General features: G+C 60.6%; 19 protein-coding genes. 15 read left to right on the forward strand and 4 right to left on the reverse strand.

Annotated elements, in window-relative coordinates:
* Positions 1-24 precede the first annotated feature (24 nt).
* Positions 25-498 (forward strand): GNAT family N-acetyltransferase, encoded by a 474-nt coding sequence (locus tag IE188_RS11265; RefSeq protein ID WP_229836748.1) that lies wholly within the window; start codon positions 25-27, stop codon positions 496-498.
* Between the two features lie 12 nt (positions 499-510).
* On the opposite strand, the gene IE188_RS11270 is transcribed toward IE188_RS11265, so the two are convergent.
* Genes IE188_RS11270 through IE188_RS11280 form a run of 3 tightly spaced genes read right to left on the reverse strand, consistent with a single transcriptional unit; the run spans position 511 to position 4,039 of the window.
* Positions 511-1,899, reverse strand: a complete 1,389-nt coding sequence (locus IE188_RS11270; RefSeq protein WP_191286587.1) for a sensor histidine kinase — start codon at positions 1,897-1,899, stop codon at positions 511-513.
* Positions 1,900-1,923: 24 nt separating this feature from the next.
* Entirely contained in the window at positions 1,924-3,294 is a 1,371-nt protein-coding gene (locus IE188_RS11275) for a dihydrolipoyl dehydrogenase family protein (protein WP_191286588.1), read from the reverse strand.
* Between the two features lies 1 nt (position 3,295).
* Positions 3,296-4,039 carry a TVP38/TMEM64 family protein gene (locus IE188_RS11280; RefSeq protein ID WP_229836750.1) on the reverse strand — a complete coding sequence of 248 codons (744 nt, stop codon included), beginning with the start codon at positions 4,037-4,039 and terminating at the stop codon, positions 3,296-3,298.
* Positions 4,040-4,290: 251 nt separating this feature from the next.
* On the opposite strand from IE188_RS11280, the gene rpmH reads away from it, so the two are divergent.
* From rpmH to yihA, 10 genes are all read left to right on the forward strand, one after another.
* Entirely contained in the window at positions 4,291-4,425 is a 135-nt protein-coding gene (gene rpmH, locus IE188_RS11285; protein ID WP_005980833.1) for a 50S ribosomal protein L34, read from the forward strand.
* 17 nt (positions 4,426-4,442) lie between these two features.
* On the forward strand, positions 4,443-4,883 hold the full coding sequence (rnpA, locus tag IE188_RS11290) for a ribonuclease P protein component (protein WP_191286589.1): 441 nt from the start codon (positions 4,443-4,445) through the stop codon (positions 4,881-4,883).
* A complete protein-coding gene (gene yidD, locus IE188_RS11295; RefSeq protein WP_191286590.1) occupies positions 4,880-5,128 on the forward strand; it encodes a membrane protein insertion efficiency factor YidD in 249 nt (82 codons plus the stop codon). The genes rnpA and yidD overlap by 4 nt, the downstream gene beginning before the upstream one ends.
* 340 nt (positions 5,129-5,468) lie before the next feature.
* Positions 5,469-5,714 (forward strand): DUF1127 domain-containing protein, encoded by a 246-nt coding sequence (locus tag IE188_RS11300; protein WP_191286591.1) that lies wholly within the window; start codon positions 5,469-5,471, stop codon positions 5,712-5,714.
* Between the two features lie 106 nt (positions 5,715-5,820).
* Positions 5,821-6,054, forward strand: a complete 234-nt coding sequence (locus IE188_RS11305; protein ID WP_191286592.1) for a hypothetical protein — start codon at positions 5,821-5,823, stop codon at positions 6,052-6,054.
* Between the two features lie 85 nt (positions 6,055-6,139).
* Positions 6,140-7,003, forward strand: coding sequence for a tRNA 2-thiocytidine(32) synthetase TtcA (ttcA, locus tag IE188_RS11310; RefSeq protein ID WP_191286673.1), 864 nt, complete (start codon positions 6,140-6,142; stop codon positions 7,001-7,003).
* A 114-nt stretch (positions 7,004-7,117) separates the two neighbouring features.
* Entirely contained in the window at positions 7,118-8,650 is a 1,533-nt protein-coding gene (locus tag IE188_RS11315) for a putative bifunctional diguanylate cyclase/phosphodiesterase (protein ID WP_191286593.1), read from the forward strand.
* Between the two features lie 108 nt (positions 8,651-8,758).
* Complete coding sequence (yidC, locus tag IE188_RS11320; protein ID WP_191286594.1) at positions 8,759-10,570, forward strand: membrane protein insertase YidC; 1,812 nt, start codon at positions 8,759-8,761, stop codon at positions 10,568-10,570.
* Positions 10,570-11,322 carry an MOSC domain-containing protein gene (locus tag IE188_RS11325; protein WP_191286595.1) on the forward strand — a complete coding sequence of 251 codons (753 nt, stop codon included), beginning with the start codon at positions 10,570-10,572 and terminating at the stop codon, positions 11,320-11,322. Before yidC ends, IE188_RS11325 begins: the two co-directional genes overlap by 1 nt.
* Positions 11,319-11,972, forward strand: a complete 654-nt coding sequence (gene yihA / locus IE188_RS11330; protein WP_191286596.1) for a ribosome biogenesis GTP-binding protein YihA/YsxC — start codon at positions 11,319-11,321, stop codon at positions 11,970-11,972. Before IE188_RS11325 ends, yihA begins: the two co-directional genes overlap by 4 nt.
* An 8-nt stretch (positions 11,973-11,980) precedes the next feature.
* On the opposite strand, the gene IE188_RS11335 is transcribed toward yihA, so the two are convergent.
* Positions 11,981-12,715 (reverse strand): SDR family NAD(P)-dependent oxidoreductase, encoded by a 735-nt coding sequence (locus IE188_RS11335; protein ID WP_191286597.1) that lies wholly within the window; start codon positions 12,713-12,715, stop codon positions 11,981-11,983.
* A gap of 116 nt (positions 12,716-12,831) precedes the next feature.
* Here IE188_RS11335 and argB point away from each other — a divergent pair, with 116 nt between their 5' ends.
* The 4 genes from argB (at position 12,832) to IE188_RS11355 (ending at position 15,685) form a co-directional block, all read left to right on the forward strand.
* Positions 12,832-13,692 carry an acetylglutamate kinase gene (gene argB / locus IE188_RS11340; RefSeq protein ID WP_191286598.1) on the forward strand — a complete coding sequence of 287 codons (861 nt, stop codon included), beginning with the start codon at positions 12,832-12,834 and terminating at the stop codon, positions 13,690-13,692.
* 75 nt (positions 13,693-13,767) lie between these two features.
* Positions 13,768-14,562, forward strand: coding sequence for a sterol desaturase family protein (locus tag IE188_RS11345; protein WP_191286599.1), 795 nt, complete (start codon positions 13,768-13,770; stop codon positions 14,560-14,562).
* Positions 14,559-15,185 (forward strand): ferredoxin, encoded by a 627-nt coding sequence (locus IE188_RS11350; RefSeq protein ID WP_191286600.1) that lies wholly within the window; start codon positions 14,559-14,561, stop codon positions 15,183-15,185. The genes IE188_RS11345 and IE188_RS11350 overlap by 4 nt, the downstream gene beginning before the upstream one ends.
* Complete coding sequence (locus tag IE188_RS11355; RefSeq protein WP_191286601.1) at positions 15,182-15,685, forward strand: SixA phosphatase family protein; 504 nt, start codon at positions 15,182-15,184, stop codon at positions 15,683-15,685. Before IE188_RS11350 ends, IE188_RS11355 begins: the two co-directional genes overlap by 4 nt.
* The last annotated feature ends 102 nt before the right edge of the window (positions 15,686-15,787 follow it).

Below are 15,787 nucleotides of genomic sequence, written 5' to 3' on the forward strand. Positions count from 1 at the left end.
ACACGAACCAGAAGAGGACATGCGGTGGAAACACGACGGGCGGTGATGGAAGATGCGGCAGACATCAGCATCTTCCTGAAAGAACTGGCAGACCTTGGGAAACGAAGCCGACCGTGGGACGAAGCGTTCGTTCGTGATTACTACATCAACAATCCCGATGGCATTCGATGCAGCGTGGCAGTGGACGACGATGGTACGATCCTTGGGATGCAGGCCCTGTCGCTTGCGGTGCCTGACAACAACTATGGGGTGACGCCCGGTTGGGGCATCATCGGCACGCATGTCAAACCAAATGCAGCCCGGCGCGGTGTCGGAAAAGCCCTGTTCGCCGCGACGACCAAGGCGGCTCGGGATGCAGGCCTCATGCATATCGACGCGACCATCGGGGCCACAAATGCCGAAGGGCTGGGGTATTATGAGGCGATGGGATTTCGCACTTACAGGACGAAGGACGGTGCAGTCTGCAAAAGGTTTCGCGTCCCTCAGGGCGCTGACTGATCCAGCCCGGCGCTAATCGGCATGGGCGACTTCTTTCGGTAGGGTCAGAATGAACGTGGTGCCGTCAGGGCCGGTCTTCTCCAACGCCAATGTGCCCCCGTGTCCGCGCGCCAGTTCGGCGGCGATGGCAAGCCCAAGGCCAGATCCGCCACGGCGGTTGGTGCCGGCAAAGGGTTGGAACAGATGGTCCTGCGTGGGCTTGGGCAGGCCCGGCCCGGTGTCCGCCACCCGGATTTGCCAATCATCCTTGGTCTCGGTCGCCTGCACGGCGATCTCGCCGGGTTTGCCGGTGGCCACGATCGCCTGACGCGCATTCCGCACGAGGTTAGACAGGATCCGGTAAAGCTGTTCCGGGTCCGCGCGCAGGGTCATGCCTGTTGGGATGTCCTCGGCAAAGGACACGTCATGATCGCCCGCCGCCAGGCGTTCACTGTCAAAGATGTCGCCTGCAAGATCCGCCAGAACCACCCATCCCAGCGATGGCGCAGGCTCTTCCGCCTTGCCGAAGGTCAGGGTGTTCTCACAGAGGCTGACCGCGCGTTGGATCGAGTTCACGAGCTTCGGCCCCACCCGTTTCACCATCGGATCCTTGCTGCTTTCCATGCGATCCGCGAAAAGTTGGGCGGTGGTCAGGATGTTGCGCAAATCGTGGCTGATCCGGGCAACCGCCCCGCCAAGCTGCGCCAGCCGTTCCTTTTGCTTCAGCGCCCCGGTCAGATCGGTCTGAAGGCTTTTCAGGGCCAGCTCCGCTTCGCGCAGCTCGGTCACATTGGTGCTGGGCTGGATAATCCGGCGCGCGTCTTCGGGGTCGATGGCATAGTCCTTCATGTTGCCCACCACCCGCTTGATCGGCCGCACCATGAGCGAACGCACCGCGACAAACAAAAGCCCCGCGGTAATCACCGAAATGACCGCCGACAGATAGAAGATGTTTCGGCCATATTCCAGCATCGCGCTGCGCAGCTTGCCGGTCATCATCGTGATCTCGATCACCAAGCCGCCTTCGCGCACCGGGTCGCCGATCACGCGGATCACCTCGGGTTCGGGGGTGAACAGGCGCGCCATGGCGTCTCGGATCAGGGAAAAGGGTGTCGACTGGCGCAGATCGAAACTTTTGTCGACCGGTTGCGGCATGGGCGAGGCCAACATCAACTCGCGCACTTCATCGCGGCGCAGAACGACGTTATAGACCTCGGCGTTTTCCAAGAGCTCGGCCTCCAGTTCCGGAGCGATCATGTCGTCGGCCAGAAGCACAAGCGATGCAATCTGCGCGCGCTCCAGCCGGGTGCGCAGGTAATCTTCGCGAAACCGCGCCACCGACGGCACGAAGATCAGCACTTCGGCCAGCATGACGAACAGGGTCGTCAAGATCAGGAAACGGCCAGACAGGGTGTTGAACACGGCGCGCGCTCCGCTGTTTTCACATCACGGTACGGCCCGTTGCACCAGACCGACAATCCGCTTGATCCAAGGGTTATCAAACAGTCGCGGCGAGAAATAGGCCCCCGCTGCACGTTTGCTGACTTCCGCCATCGTGGGATAGGGCGCGACCATCGCGGCGATCTGGCTCATTTTCAGGTTATTGGCCAGCGCCAGCGCCCAAAGATTGATCATCTCGCCCGCGTCCGGCCCGACGATGGATGCGCCCACCGGGCGGCCCTTGACCACCATCACCTTGATCAGACCGTTGGTTTGTTGGGTGGCGATGGCGCGATCATTGCCCGTGAAATCGAACCGGGCGACCTCAACCTTGTCGCCATGTTTTTCGCGCGCTTCGGCTTCGGTCAGACCGATTTGCGCCAGTTCGGGTGATGTGTACGTCGCCCACGGGATGTGGTCCGTGCGTTGCTTGGATGGCAGTCCAAACAGCATAGACCGGATGATGACCCCCGCGTGATACCCCGCCACATGGGTGAATTGCAGCCCGCCCGCCACATCGCCAATGGCATAGATCTTGCGGTTCGTCGTGCGAAGGCTGTCGTCCACCTTGATGCCTGCACGCGTGGGTTCAATACCTGCGGCGTTCAGGTTCAGCTTGTCGGTGTTGGCTTTTCGCCCCACCGCCACCAGAAGGTGCGAGCCTTTAAAGACGCGACCGTCCTTCACCTCGACCTCAATCGCGCCAGCTTTGCCACGCACTTCGGCAGCCATCGCCTCCTCCTCGATAGCGATGCCCTCATCTCGCAGGGCATCCAACACCTGTGCCGCCATTTCCGGGTCGTCCTTGCCCAGCGCCTTGGCGCCTTCGATCACCGTCACCTCACAGCCCAGCCGCCGATGGGCCTGCGCCATCTCCAGTCCTATCGGACCACCGCCAATGATCAGCAGGTGTTTGGGCTGTTCCTTCAGGTCAAAAAGCGCTTCGTTGGTCAGATACGGCACCTTGTCCAGCCCCGGAATCTGCGGCACCAAAGGCGATGATCCGGTGGCGATCACGAAGCGGCGTGCTTCGATGATGTGGTCGCCTGCCTCGACCTCGGTTTCTGATGTGAATCGCCCGTACTCCTGAATGACACGCACACCCAGCCCTTCGAACCTCTCGACCGAATCGTGCGGCTCGATGGTCTCGATGGTTTTCTTGACATGGTCATGGGCATCGTCCCACCCCATCCCGACCTTTGCCGCGTGCAGCAGTGCCTTTGACGGCACACAGCCATAGTTCAGGCAGTCCCCTCCCATCTTGTGGCCTTCCAGAAGCACCACGGACGCCCCCATCTGAACTGCGCCAGAGGTCACCGACAATCCGCCAGACCCGCCGCCGATGACGCAGAGGTCGACCTTGATCCGTTCGGCCATGTCAGGTTCCTTTCCGGAAATGCTTCAGCACCATGGGCAGCGCAGCCAGTGCCGCCAGACCCAGCATGGGTAACAGAATGTGAGGTTCAAAGATGATGCCCAGGTCGGGCGTTTCTTCTCGGGCGAACACCTCACTCAGACCTGCACCGACCGAGGTATAGACCAAGCCACCTGGGATGATGCCCAGAAAAGTCGAAATCACAAAACGATGCAGCGGCACGCCGACAAGGGCCGGGATCAGATTGGCGACAAAAAAGGGAACCGCCGGGACCAGCCGGATCAGAAACAGAACCGACCACTGGTTCTCGTCGATGCCATCCTTGATCGCTTTTATCTTCCCTTCGCTGGTCTCCATCCGCGCGGCCAGCTTCTCGCCCAACCCCCAGCGGGCGGCCAGAAAGATGATCGTGGCCCCGATCGTGGCCGCCGTGACATTGAACAAGACACCGGGAAAGGTCGCGAAAAGGAAGCCGCCGGTCAGCGTGGCAATGGTCGCGCCGGGAAGCGAGAAACCGACGATCACGACGTAAGCCAGGATAAAGACAAGCACCGTCATCAGGTAATTGGCATCCCGAAACGCCAACAGCGCCTCGCGGTTCTGCGCCAGCGTCTCAAAGCTCAGGTAGTCACGCAGAGTGAATGCCCCGACAAGCGCCACGATGGCGATCGCGATCAGCGGCAGACGGCGCAGCATGGGATGCTGGGCCTGTTTCCGCGTCTGGGAGTTCTGTTCGGTCATCATCATCTGCGTTTCCGCGGCAAGGGCGGCAAGACGCCGCGTTGATCTGATCAGAGGATGGGGGGAAAGCCGCCCCTTGCCCACCCCCATCACGCGTGGTTGAACGGGGCTGACAAAATCGTTCCTGCCTGTAACAAAGGCTGAAAATTTCTGTCATCTGGCATTTGACTCGCCCGTCAATGCCCCCTATAGACCGGACTTCGAATGACACACGCTCCGAATCCACCGGGATTGGGGGCACATGACGGAGACGGGCGATGAAACGCACCTACCAACCTTCGAACCTGGTTCGCAAACGCCGCCACGGCTTCCGTGCGCGTATGGCAACGAAAGCCGGTCGCAAGATTCTGAACGCACGTCGCGCACGTGGCCGGAAGTCGCTGAGCGCATAAGCGCCGGGGCTGCAGGCATGTCTGCGCCCAAAGCTGACAACACGAAGACCGCCGGGGCCGAAGGGCCTGCGGCGGTTTCCGTTTGGGCGGACGGTCCGGATCTGGTCACCCTGACCCAGCGGCGGGACTTTCTGGCCGCCGCGCGGGCCAGACGCGCCCCCGCCCCCGCCTTTCTGCTGCAAGGCCGCAAGCGCCGGGACACGGAACCCGTGCCATCTGCGCAAATCCGCATTGGTTTCACCTGTTCCAAAAAGGTCGGCAATGCTGTCGCCCGCAACCGTGCCAAACGCCGCTTGAGGGCCCTTGCCCGTGAGGTTCTGCCGATCCATGGCCTACCCGGTTGGGACTACGTGCTGATCGGTCGCGCTGAAAAAACCGCCGGTCGTGATTATGTTGATCTGACAGCGGACCTTGTCCGCGCCATCAACCAGATCCACACTCCGCGCCAGAAATCATGACCCCCGCCGCTTATCTTCTGTCCCTGCCCATCCGGGCCTATCGTCTGGTGCTGAGCCCGTGGGTCGGCTGGAGCTGTCGCTATCAACCCACTTGCAGCGCCTATGCGCTTGAGGCGCTGCAGACGCACGGCGCGATAAAGGGCGGCTGGATGGCCGCCAAACGGATCGCACGCTGCAACCCGTGGGGGTCGTGCGGTTATGACCCGGTGCCGGGCACGGATTGCGATCACAACCGACCCGACTGAGCCGGATGTTGCCGAATCGCCACATACTGCGGCATTCGGAACACATTTCTTGAAATCTACGGTCACCGCACTAAAACGACACCACCTGAAACGCTCGCAACAGAAGGAGGCGTTACATGACCAGCACCAGCGCACGTCCTTTCGCCTGCCGCGTTACGGGTCTGTGGGGCATATCCGCCTCGTAATCCCCGGATTGCGCGCCTAACGGCCCCGCAAAACCGCCCGAACGGGCTTGCCGACATTTCTGACACCCGACCTGACGCGACGCCCTGGCTGTGTCCGCGGCAGGCTGCGGTATCGGCGTGTCCTTCCAACCATAATTCCAAACACGAGGGCCGGTATGCCTACCGGTAACCAACCCATGATGGACTCCAACTTCCAATCCGAGCCTTTGCGGCTCAACGATCTGATCGACGATCTGGTCGCGCGGCATGGCATGTGGCGTGTCGTCCGCGTCCTGATTGCACGAATTGCAAGCCCGCGCGCCCGGCGACCGCTGACGGACAACCTGTCCGATCACCTGCGGCGGGACATCGGGCTTCCGCCCAGCCACCCTCCACCAAATGTGCCTGAACCGCGATTCTGATCAATCAGCCCCGCAGTTCCGGCTGCGGGGCAGCGTTCAGAAAACGTTTGACCTCAAGTCAGGTTGAGGTCCGACAAGACATGATCATCGCAACAGGAGATCGAAAATGACCGACACATTGTCCCTTCCGCCCCGCCCTCGAAAAACACCTTTTCGGCTTGAGGCGACACTGGTCGGCCTGATCCGCAGGCATGGCCGGTGGCGTGTGATCCGAGCTGCCCTGTTCGCCCGACCTCGCCGGCCGCTGTATCTGGATGATCTGCCTCCCGGCCTTCGCCGCGACATGGGGCTTCCCGCGGATGGGCGCGCCAAGGCTCATCCCTGGCACGACCTGCGTTAGGCGGCGCGCTTCGGTGCGCAGCCAAACGTCTGAACGCTTGCCAGAGGCCCCCAAAATGCTTAGACGCCCGCTCATGACCGATCTCATGCCCGACCAATTGGACGACATTCATCCGCTGTTTCACGGCGCGCCTTCCAGCACCGAGTTCAAGAAGCTGCGCAAGCGTATCATACGCAATGTGCGCGAGGCGCTGGACCAATATGGGATGGTCGAGCGCGGGGCGAAATGGCTGGTCTGTCTGTCTGGTGGCAAGGACAGCTACACGATGCTGGCCGCCCTGCACGAGCTGCAATGGCGGGGTGTCTTGCCGGTCGAGTTGCTGGCCTGCAATCTCGATCAGGGCCAACCGGGCTTTCCCGCGACCGTCCTGCCCGAGTTTCTGCAAAAGATGCAGGTGCCACACCGGATCGAATACGAAGACACCTATTCCATCGTGATGGACAAGATACCGCAAGGCCGCACCTTCTGTTCGCTCTGCTCGCGTCTGCGCCGGGGAAACCTTTATCGGATCGCGCGTGAAGAAGGCTGTTCCGCCGTGGTGTTAGGCCATCACCGCGATGATATTCTGGAGACTTTCTTCATGAACCTGTTTCACGGCGGACGGCTGGCCACAATGCCGCCGAAGCTCGTGAACGAAGAAGGCGACCTGTTCGTCTATCGCCCCCTTGCCCATGTGGCCGAGGAGGATTGCGAAAGATTCGCGACCCAGATGAACTATCCCATCATTCCCTGTGACCTGTGCGGCTCGCAGGACGGATTGCAGCGTCAGCAGGTGAAAAAGATCCTAGACGGGTGGGAGGCCAACTTTCCCGGCCGTCGCCAGATCATGTTCAAGGCCTTGATGAACACGCGCCCCAGCCACCTTCTTGATCCGCAACTGTTTGATTTCAAAGACCTGACGCTGGCGACAGCGCAGGATGCGGACAGCGATACAAACAATTCGCGGTAATATTCCGTCGTTCATTAACCTCTGATTGACCACACGTTCCTACTTTGTCCCAAGGCAAGGGGTGCCGACGCGTTGCCGCCTTGCACGTATGACGCGCGACAAAAGGAACCTGTCATGGCGATCGTTCAGGGTGCTGAGCAAGTGAAATCAAGTATTCGCGCGGTCTTGAAGGCTCCGCATCTGGCGGCATTCCTGCCCGCCACGATGATCTTTGCATACTGGTATGGTGGCGAATCCCTGATGGTGCTGGTCGCCATCCTGTTTCCGGGGCTTTTGGCCATTGGCGGCGCGGTGACCCGGCCGGCGACCGCTTCACCGCGAAGGATCGACGCAGTCACAGGGTTGCCCAAACGGGACAGACTGCTGGAACATCTGGATCGCGGGTTTGAACCCGACGCGGCATTCGAAAAATCCTGTCTGGTTCTGGAAATCGACGATTTCGAGAAGCTGACTCAGCAACTCGGTCGTGCGGGAACCGAACATATCTGCCGCACCGTCTCAGACCGGCTGCGGTCCGCGCTGCGCGAATCCGACCTGATCTGTGCGCTTGAGGCAGGCCGGTTTGGCCTGTCGATCGACAAACGCCAACGCGCGGATCTGGAAGCCACGTTGCAACTGGCCGCCCGCCTTCAAGCCACGGTCAGCGAACCGATTTCGCTGGAACAGACACGCGTCCTGCTGTCGTCCTGCATTGGCTTCGCATTGCCCGGACGCGCACCCGGGGCAAGCGGCGATGCGCTTCTGGCCGCTGCCGAAAGCGCGCTGTCCGTCGCAACGCAGGCTGGGCCGGGGTCGATTCGCGCCTATTCCAACGGCATGGCGCCACGTGTCGGGCGCGTCGAACACAATCGCGAAGCGTTGCTTCGCGCTTTGGATGAAGGCCAGATAGCACCCTGGTTTCAGCCCCAGGTCTGCGTGAAAACCGGTCGCCTTACCGGGTGCGAAGCGCTGGCTCGCTGGCAGCACCCGACAATGGGATTGATCGCCCCCGGTGCATTTCTGCCAGCGATCGCCAAGGCGGGTCTGTTGGAGCGACTGGGTGAAGTCGTACTGTACGGCGCGCTGTCCGCCCTGCGTGACTGGGATCGGGAAGGGCTGACCGTTCCAACCGTGGCAATCAATGTCTCGGCCGAAGAACTGAACAATCCCTGCCTGAGCGACAAGATCAGGTGGGAACTGGATCGATTCGACATCGCCTCATCGCGTCTAGTGGTCGAGATTCTCGAGGATGTGATCACCCAAACCGAAGACGATATCGCGATCCACAACGTCAACGCCCTGGCCGAGATTGGATGCAAGATAGACCTCGACGATTTTGGCACCGGCAACGCCGCCATCGCCAGCATCGCCCGGTTCAACGTGCACCGGATCAAGATCGACCGCTCGTTCGTGACCCATATCGACAGCGATGCTGACCAGCAGAACATGTTTTCGGCCATCCTGACCATTGCGAACCAATTGAAGGTCGGCACGGTGGCCGAAGGCGTCGAAACACATGCCGAGCACGCGATGCTGGTCAAACTGGGTTGCGATCACGCGCAAGGTTATTCGATTGCCAAGCCGATGCCGGCCGCCGCGTTTCCGGAATGGGTACTTGGGCGGGGCCAAAACCAGGCGACAGAACAGGACATCCCCAAACTTGCCTGAGGCAGCGATCCTCAAGATTGCGCGCGCCCTGCGCCCTAAAACTGCTTGACCTTTTGCGCCCTGCCCTGTTGAACCACTCTGACCGAAATTGATGAGTGGTAGGCCCCGATGGACGACCAGAACAAGAACCTGATCCTCGCAACAGTGCTGAGTTTTCTCGTCATCACTGGATGGATGATCATGTTTCCACCGGCGGATCCCATCGAAAGCCCCGCACCGACCGAACAAACATCCGCCGAAGGTCAGGTCGTCCCGACATTGCCCGACAGCGACGGCGCATCGGCCCCGGCGGCGACCACCGCTGATGTTTCCGCCGAACAGGCCAATGTCGGTCGTGTCGAGATTGACACGCCGGAACTGTCCGGGTCGATTTCGCTTCTGGGTGGGCGACTGGATGATCTGAAGCTGAAGGATTACCACGTCGAACTGTCGAAAGAGAGCGATATCGTCAAACTGCTGCGCCCCACCGGCGAGGCGGAAGCCTACTATGCGCTTTATGGCTGGACGCCCGGCGGACAGACCGCTTTGGAAGACGTGCCGGGTCCGACGACGGTCTGGTCGGTTGAAACCGGCAACACGCTGACCCCCGAAACCCCGGTGACCCTGCGCTGGGACAATGGCAAAGGCCTGATCTTCCGCCGCACCATATCGGTTGACGAGAACTTCATGTTCACCATCAACCAGTCTGTCGAAAATACAAGCTCCACCCCCCACCGCATGGCCCCTTATGGCGTGCTTGCGCGTCATGGCGAACCCTCGAACCTCAAGGGGTTCTTCATCCTGCACGAAGGCGTCATACGCCAGGTCGACAAAGAGCTTGAGGAAACCGACTATTCCGACGTCGCCGACCTGTCCTTCGACGAGCGCGAAGGCGCAAAAGCCGATGTGGCACAGGTCGAGGAAAACGGCTGGATCGGGTTTACCGACCATTACTGGATGACCACGCTGATCCCCGAACCCGGCCAGGGGTTTACATCGGTGGTGCGCTATGCCGAGAAATCGGACATCTATCAGACCCAGATCAGGATGCCGACACAGGATGTTGTCCCCGGTGCGACAGCCAGCGTCGAAACCCGGCTATTTGCCGGTGCCAAGGAATGGGAGACCATTCGCGCCTATCAGAACGAGGATGGCATCCATCGCTTCATCGACTCGATCGACTGGGGCTGGTTCTTCTTCCTGACCAAACCTATTTTCGCGGTGCTGCATTGGTTGAACGCCGTGATCGGCAATATGGGCTGGGCCATCATCGGCCTGACCCTCGTGATCAAGGCGATCCTGTTCCCGCTGGCGTACAAATCCTATGTCTCGATGGCGAAGATGAAAGAACTTCAGCCCGAGATGGAAAAACTGAAGGATCGTGCCGGTGACGACCGTGCTAAGCTTCAGCAGGAAATGATGGAGCTTTACAAGAAGGAAAAGGTCAATCCGGCCTCGGGCTGTCTGCCGATCCTGCTGCAAATCCCGATCTTCTTCTCGCTCTACAAAGTGATTTTTGTCACGCTGGAGTTGCGGCACGCGCCCTGGATCGGTTGGATCAAGGATTTGTCGGCGCCCGATCCAAGCTCGATCCTGAACCTGTTCGGTCTGTTGCCCTATGCCGCGCCCAGCCCCGACAGCCTGTTGGCCATCGTGTCACTGGGTGTGTTGCCGATCATCCTTGGTATCTCGATGTGGCTGCAACAGAAGCTGAACCCGGCGCCCACCGATCCGACGCAGGCGATGATCTTTGCATGGATGCCATGGGTGTTCATGTTCATGCTGGGCCAGTTTGCCTCGGGTTTGGTGATCTACTGGATTGCGAACAACACGATCACCTTCGTGCAGCAATACACGATTATGCGCAGTCACGGTCACAAACCCGATGTGCTGGGTAACGTGCTGAAAACCTTCAAGCGCAAGTCGAAGGATGCGGGCTGATGGCGTATGTCGCCGAAATCTGGCGACATCCGATCAAGTCGCACGGGCGTGAGGCGCTGTTGAACGTAACCCTGAGGGCAGGCGAATGCCTGCCCTTTGATCGTCACTGGGCTGTCGCCCATGATGCCGCACGGATCGAAGACCCCGATCAATGGGCATCCTGTTCAAATTTCTCGCGCGGGGCAAAAGCACCGTTGCTGATGGCGCTTGACGCACAGTTTGACCGTGCAAGCAACACGATCACGCTGACCCACCCGGCCAAACCTGGCATCACTTTCAACCCCGACCGCTTGGAAGACCACCCGCGCTTTATCGAGTGGATCACACCGCTTTGTCCGACAAATCGCGCCGCACCCGCACGTATCGTCAAGGCCGACCGGGGGATGACGGATACCGGTTTTCCTTCAGTCTCGTTGATCAACCTGGCCTCGCACGCCGCCGTTGAGGCCCAGATTGGGCAGGCATTGTCGCCGTTGCGTTGGCGCGGGAACCTGTGTCTTGCCGGGTTGAGCGCATGGGACGAGAAAGGCTGGATCGGCAAGCGCATCCGCGTGGGCGAGATTGAAATGGACATCCGCGAGGAAATCACCCGCTGTCTTGCCACCACCGCCAATCCGAACACCGGGGAGCGTGATGCCGATACACTGGGCGCGCTCGAACAAGGTTGGGGCCATCAAGAATTTGGCGTTTACGGCTACGTGACCAAGCCGGGTGCCATTCACATCGACAGCCCGGTTGAGGTTATCAAATGAACCAACTTCCCTTCCCCCTTGCAGAAGACCCTGATCCGCAGGAACGCGAGGCCGGGCGCCTGCTGTTTGCCGCGGAAACCGACTTTCTGAAAGGCGTCGTGGCGATGGACGGGTTGCCCGCGCCCGACCGGGTCGAGGTTTGCTTTGCTGGCCGGTCAAATGTAGGTAAATCCAGCCTTATCAATGCCTTGACCGGGCGAAAAGGGTTGGCGCGTGCGTCCAACACCCCAGGCCGCACGCAAGAGATCAACTTTTTCACCACCACCAACGGACCCTATCTTGTGGACCTTCCGGGCTATGGCTATGCCAACGCCCCCGTGAAGGTGGTCGAGAAATGGCAGCGGCTTCTGAAGTCCTATCTTTCAGGTCGCCAGAACCTGCGCCGCGCCTTCGTTCTGATCGACGCGCGTCATGGTGTTAAAACCGTGGACGAAGACATCATGACCCTGCTGGACAAGTCCGCCGTGACCTTCCAGGCGGTGCTGACAAAGGCCGACAAGGTGAAAGAGAAAGACCGCGAGAAGGTGCTGGCGCAGGTGCGCAAGGCCTTGTCGAAGCACCCGGCAGCCTTTCCCGAACTTGTGCTGACCTCGTCTGACAAAGGCGACGGGATCGAAACCTTGCGGGCCATTATCGCAACGCTGGACTGATCCGACGGTCAGACGTGTTGCGCGCCGTTCACCTCAATCTCGGCGCCCGATATATACGAGCTTTCCGGCGAGCACAGGAAATAGATCGCGGCGGCAACCTCTTCCGGTTGGCCAAGGCGCTGCAGCGGCAGTTTGCGCACAATCTTGTCGGTGCCGGGTGACAGGATCGAGGTTTCGACCTCACCGGGCGCAATCGCGTTCACCCGCACGCCCATGGGGCCGAAATCATGCGCCATCTCGCGGGTCAGGGCCGCCAGCGCCGCTTTGGATGTGGCATAGGCCGCGCCGGCAAAAGGGTGCACCCGCGACCCCGCGATCGAGGTGACATTGACGACCGCCCCTTTCGCCGCGGCCAGTTCGTCTTTCAGGCCCCGGGCCAACACGACCGAGGCGAAGAAGTTTACATGGAAGACTTTGCCCCAATCCATCAGGTCGGTGTTCAACGTGTTCAGCCGCGATCCGTTTGGCCCCTTGGGGGACACGCCCGCATTGTTGACCAGCGCATCCAGCTTTCCATCCAGCTTTTCCTGAATGACCCCAACCGCGTTGATCGTATCGGCAGGGTCGGACAGGTCCAGTTGCACATGATCCTTGCCGGTTCCGCCCCAGGGGCATTCTTCGGGGATGGCATGGCGTGAACAGGTGATGACCCGCCAACCTTCGCGGTTGAACCGGCGCACAGTGGCGTGGCCGATGCCCCGGCTGGCCCCGGTCAGCAAAAGGGTTTTTTGTCGCTCGGCCATGGTGGGTATCCCGTTGGTTGGTTTCGCCGCAACCCTATCAGCCCACGGGCAGCGTGCAATGGGCCTTGGCATGGGATGGGCAACACTCTAACACGGTGGGGCACGAGGAACTAGGAATGAAGACCCAGAACATGAACCGCGATTGGATCGCCACCGCCCGCACTCTGTCTCAGGCTCTGCCCTATTTGCAGCGCTATACCGGCGCAACCGTCGTCATCAAGTTCGGCGGAAATGCCATGGGCGACGACGAAGAGATGGCCAGTTTCGCCCGCGACATCGTGCTGATGCGACAGGTGGGTGTGAAGCCCGTGGTGGTGCATGGTGGCGGGCCGATGATCAACAGGATGCTGGATCGTCTGCAGATCAAAAGCGAGTTCGTGAACGGCAAGCGCGTGACGGATGCAGCCACGGTCGAAGTGGTTGAAATGGTCTTGTCCGGTGCCGTCAACAAGCGGATCGTCCAGGCCATCAACGCCGAGGGCGGCAAGGCCGTTGGTCTGTCCGGCAAAGACGCCCGCCTGGTCACATGCGACCAGACCAACCCAGACCTCGGGTTCGTCGGAACCCCTGCCGAGGTCGACGTGTCCATTCTTCATGACCTGGCGGCGACGGAAACCATCCCGGTGATCGCCCCCTTGGGTGTGGGCCGTAACGGCGAGACCTATAATATCAACGGCGACACAATGGCGGGCGCGATCGCCGCTGGCCTGAAGGCGGATCGCCTGCTTCTGCTGACGGATGTCGAAGGGGTGAAAAACGCCGAAGGCGCGGTTTTGACCCAGCTGACCCCGACGCAAATTCGCGAGATGACCGCTTCGGGCGTGATCGCGGGCGGGATGATCCCGAAAACCGAGACCGCTCTGGCAGCGATCGAGGGCGGCGTGCGCGCCGTGGTCATTCTGGACGGGCGCGCGCCCAATGCCTGTTTGCTGGAACTTTACACAGATCACGGTGCCGGATCGTTGATCCGCGCCTGAACGCGGACCCGTGGCGTGGGGCCATGTCGCGCGAATGTGTCTTGCGCTTGGCGGGACAGACCATAAATTCACCGCATGGAATACGAGCTTCTTCTTCGGCTGGGCAGTTTTCTGGGCCTGTTTGCCCTGTTCGCAATCATCGAGGCCAAAGCGCCCCGTCGCGCCCGCACCCAGCCCCGCCAGACGCGCTGGTTCACCAACCTGTCGATCATCGTGATCGACAGCCTGACCCTGCGTCTGATGGCGCTGGTGATGCCGCTGCTGGCGGTTGGTGCCGCACTGGACGCCGAGGCGCAGGGATGGGGCTGGTTCAACAATGTCGACCTGCCCGTCTGGGTCGAGGTGATCGCCGCTATCCTGATCCTTGATCTGGCGATCTGGGCGCAGCATGTGATGTTTCACAAGGTGCCCATCCTGTGGCGCCTGCACCGGGTGCATCATGCTGACCGTGATTTCGACGTGACCACCGCGCTCAGGTTTCACCCGGTCGAGATCGCAGCCTCGATGTTCATCAAGATTGGCATGGTCTATCTGCTGGGCGCACCTGCGCTGGGGGTGATCCTGTTCGAAGTGATCCTGAACGGATCAGCCATGTTCAACCATGCCAATATGCGTTTGCCACTGGGATTGGACAAATGGCTTCGTCTTGTGTTGGTCACGCCCGACATGCACCGGGTGCACCATTCCATTCACAGAGATGAAACAGACAGCAACTATGGCTTCTGCTTGTCGGTCTGGGATCGTATGTTCAGAACCTATACGGCACAACCCCGCGACGGGCATGACGACATGGTGATCGGGCTGCAATGGCAAGACGACAATCCATCGAAACTGGGCTGGAGCCTGATGCTGCCGTTTCGACGGAGATGACCCTTGCGCACCTGACACAAGAGGCACGGGCACGCCAGTTGGACGTGTTCGGCGCTTTGCATGACGGGTCGGATACCGTGATCCTTCTCGGGCCGTTTGAACCGGGGTTCTGGGCACGATTCACCGATAGCGCAGAATTTGGCGACGGTTTGCCGGACCCGATGGATCGCTGGTCAAAATCCGTGATCTCGGACCTGGCCGCGCGTTGGGGGGGACAGCCGGTCTTTCCCTCGGACGGGCCGCCTTATCCTCCGTTCTTCGATTGGGCCTTGCGGTCAGGTCGCGCGTGGCGATCGCCGGTGACATTGCTGGTTCATGACACCGCCGGTCTGTGGGTCAGCTTTCGTGGCGCTGTGCGCCTGCCGGGGCGGCTGGCCCTGCCCCCCGCGCCGAACTGCCCCTGCGACACGTGCGAAGCCCCCTGCAAAACCGCCTGCCCCGTCGATGCGCTGAGCGACGCTGGCTATCACACCGAAAAATGCATCGACCATTTGAACAGTGCGGACCGCGCCGGTTGCATGGGGTCGGGTTGTGCTGCGCGTCGCGCTTGCCCCGTCAGCCGAAACTATGGCAGGTTGGCCGCTCAGTCTGCATTTCACATGAAAGCGTTTAACCCAAGATGACACTGACCCTGATCCTGACCCGACATGCCAAATCCAGCTGGGGGGATGCCGATCTGGATGACCATGCCCGGCCGCTGAACAAGCGCGGGCGCGCTTCGGCGAAGGCAATCGGGCGCTGGTTGGCCGAGCGTGGATATGTACCCGACACCGTCCTGTGTTCGGACGCAGAACGCACCCGCGAAACCTGGGCGTTGATCGCGGACAAGTTCGTCAAGGCGCCGAAGGCTACATACTCGCGTGCGCTGTATCTAGCCAACCCCGACACGATGCTCGGGGCGTTGAAAGCGTCTGAAACCGAGACTGTGATGATAATCGCCCACAACCCCGGTTCGGCCTTTCTGGCCCGGCGGTTGGCGGTAGAACCCCATCCGCACCCAAGGTTCAACCATTACCCGACCGCTGCAACCAGTGTCATCAGGTTCGAGGCTGACCGCTGGGCAGATGTGGATTGGGGCACCGGACAGGTCATTGATTTCGTCGTGCCGCGCGAACTGATCTGAGCGCAGAGTAAAAAGGGGCCAGCCCCTCGCGGCATAGCCGCTCACCCCGGGATATTTCTCGCCAGAAGAAACGCGGGAAATGCAAAACCCCGCACGCGCCGG

This window comes from Aliiroseovarius zhejiangensis (assembly GCF_014656375.1).
GTDB classification, from domain to species: Bacteria; Pseudomonadota; Alphaproteobacteria; order Rhodobacterales; family Rhodobacteraceae; genus Aliiroseovarius; species Aliiroseovarius zhejiangensis.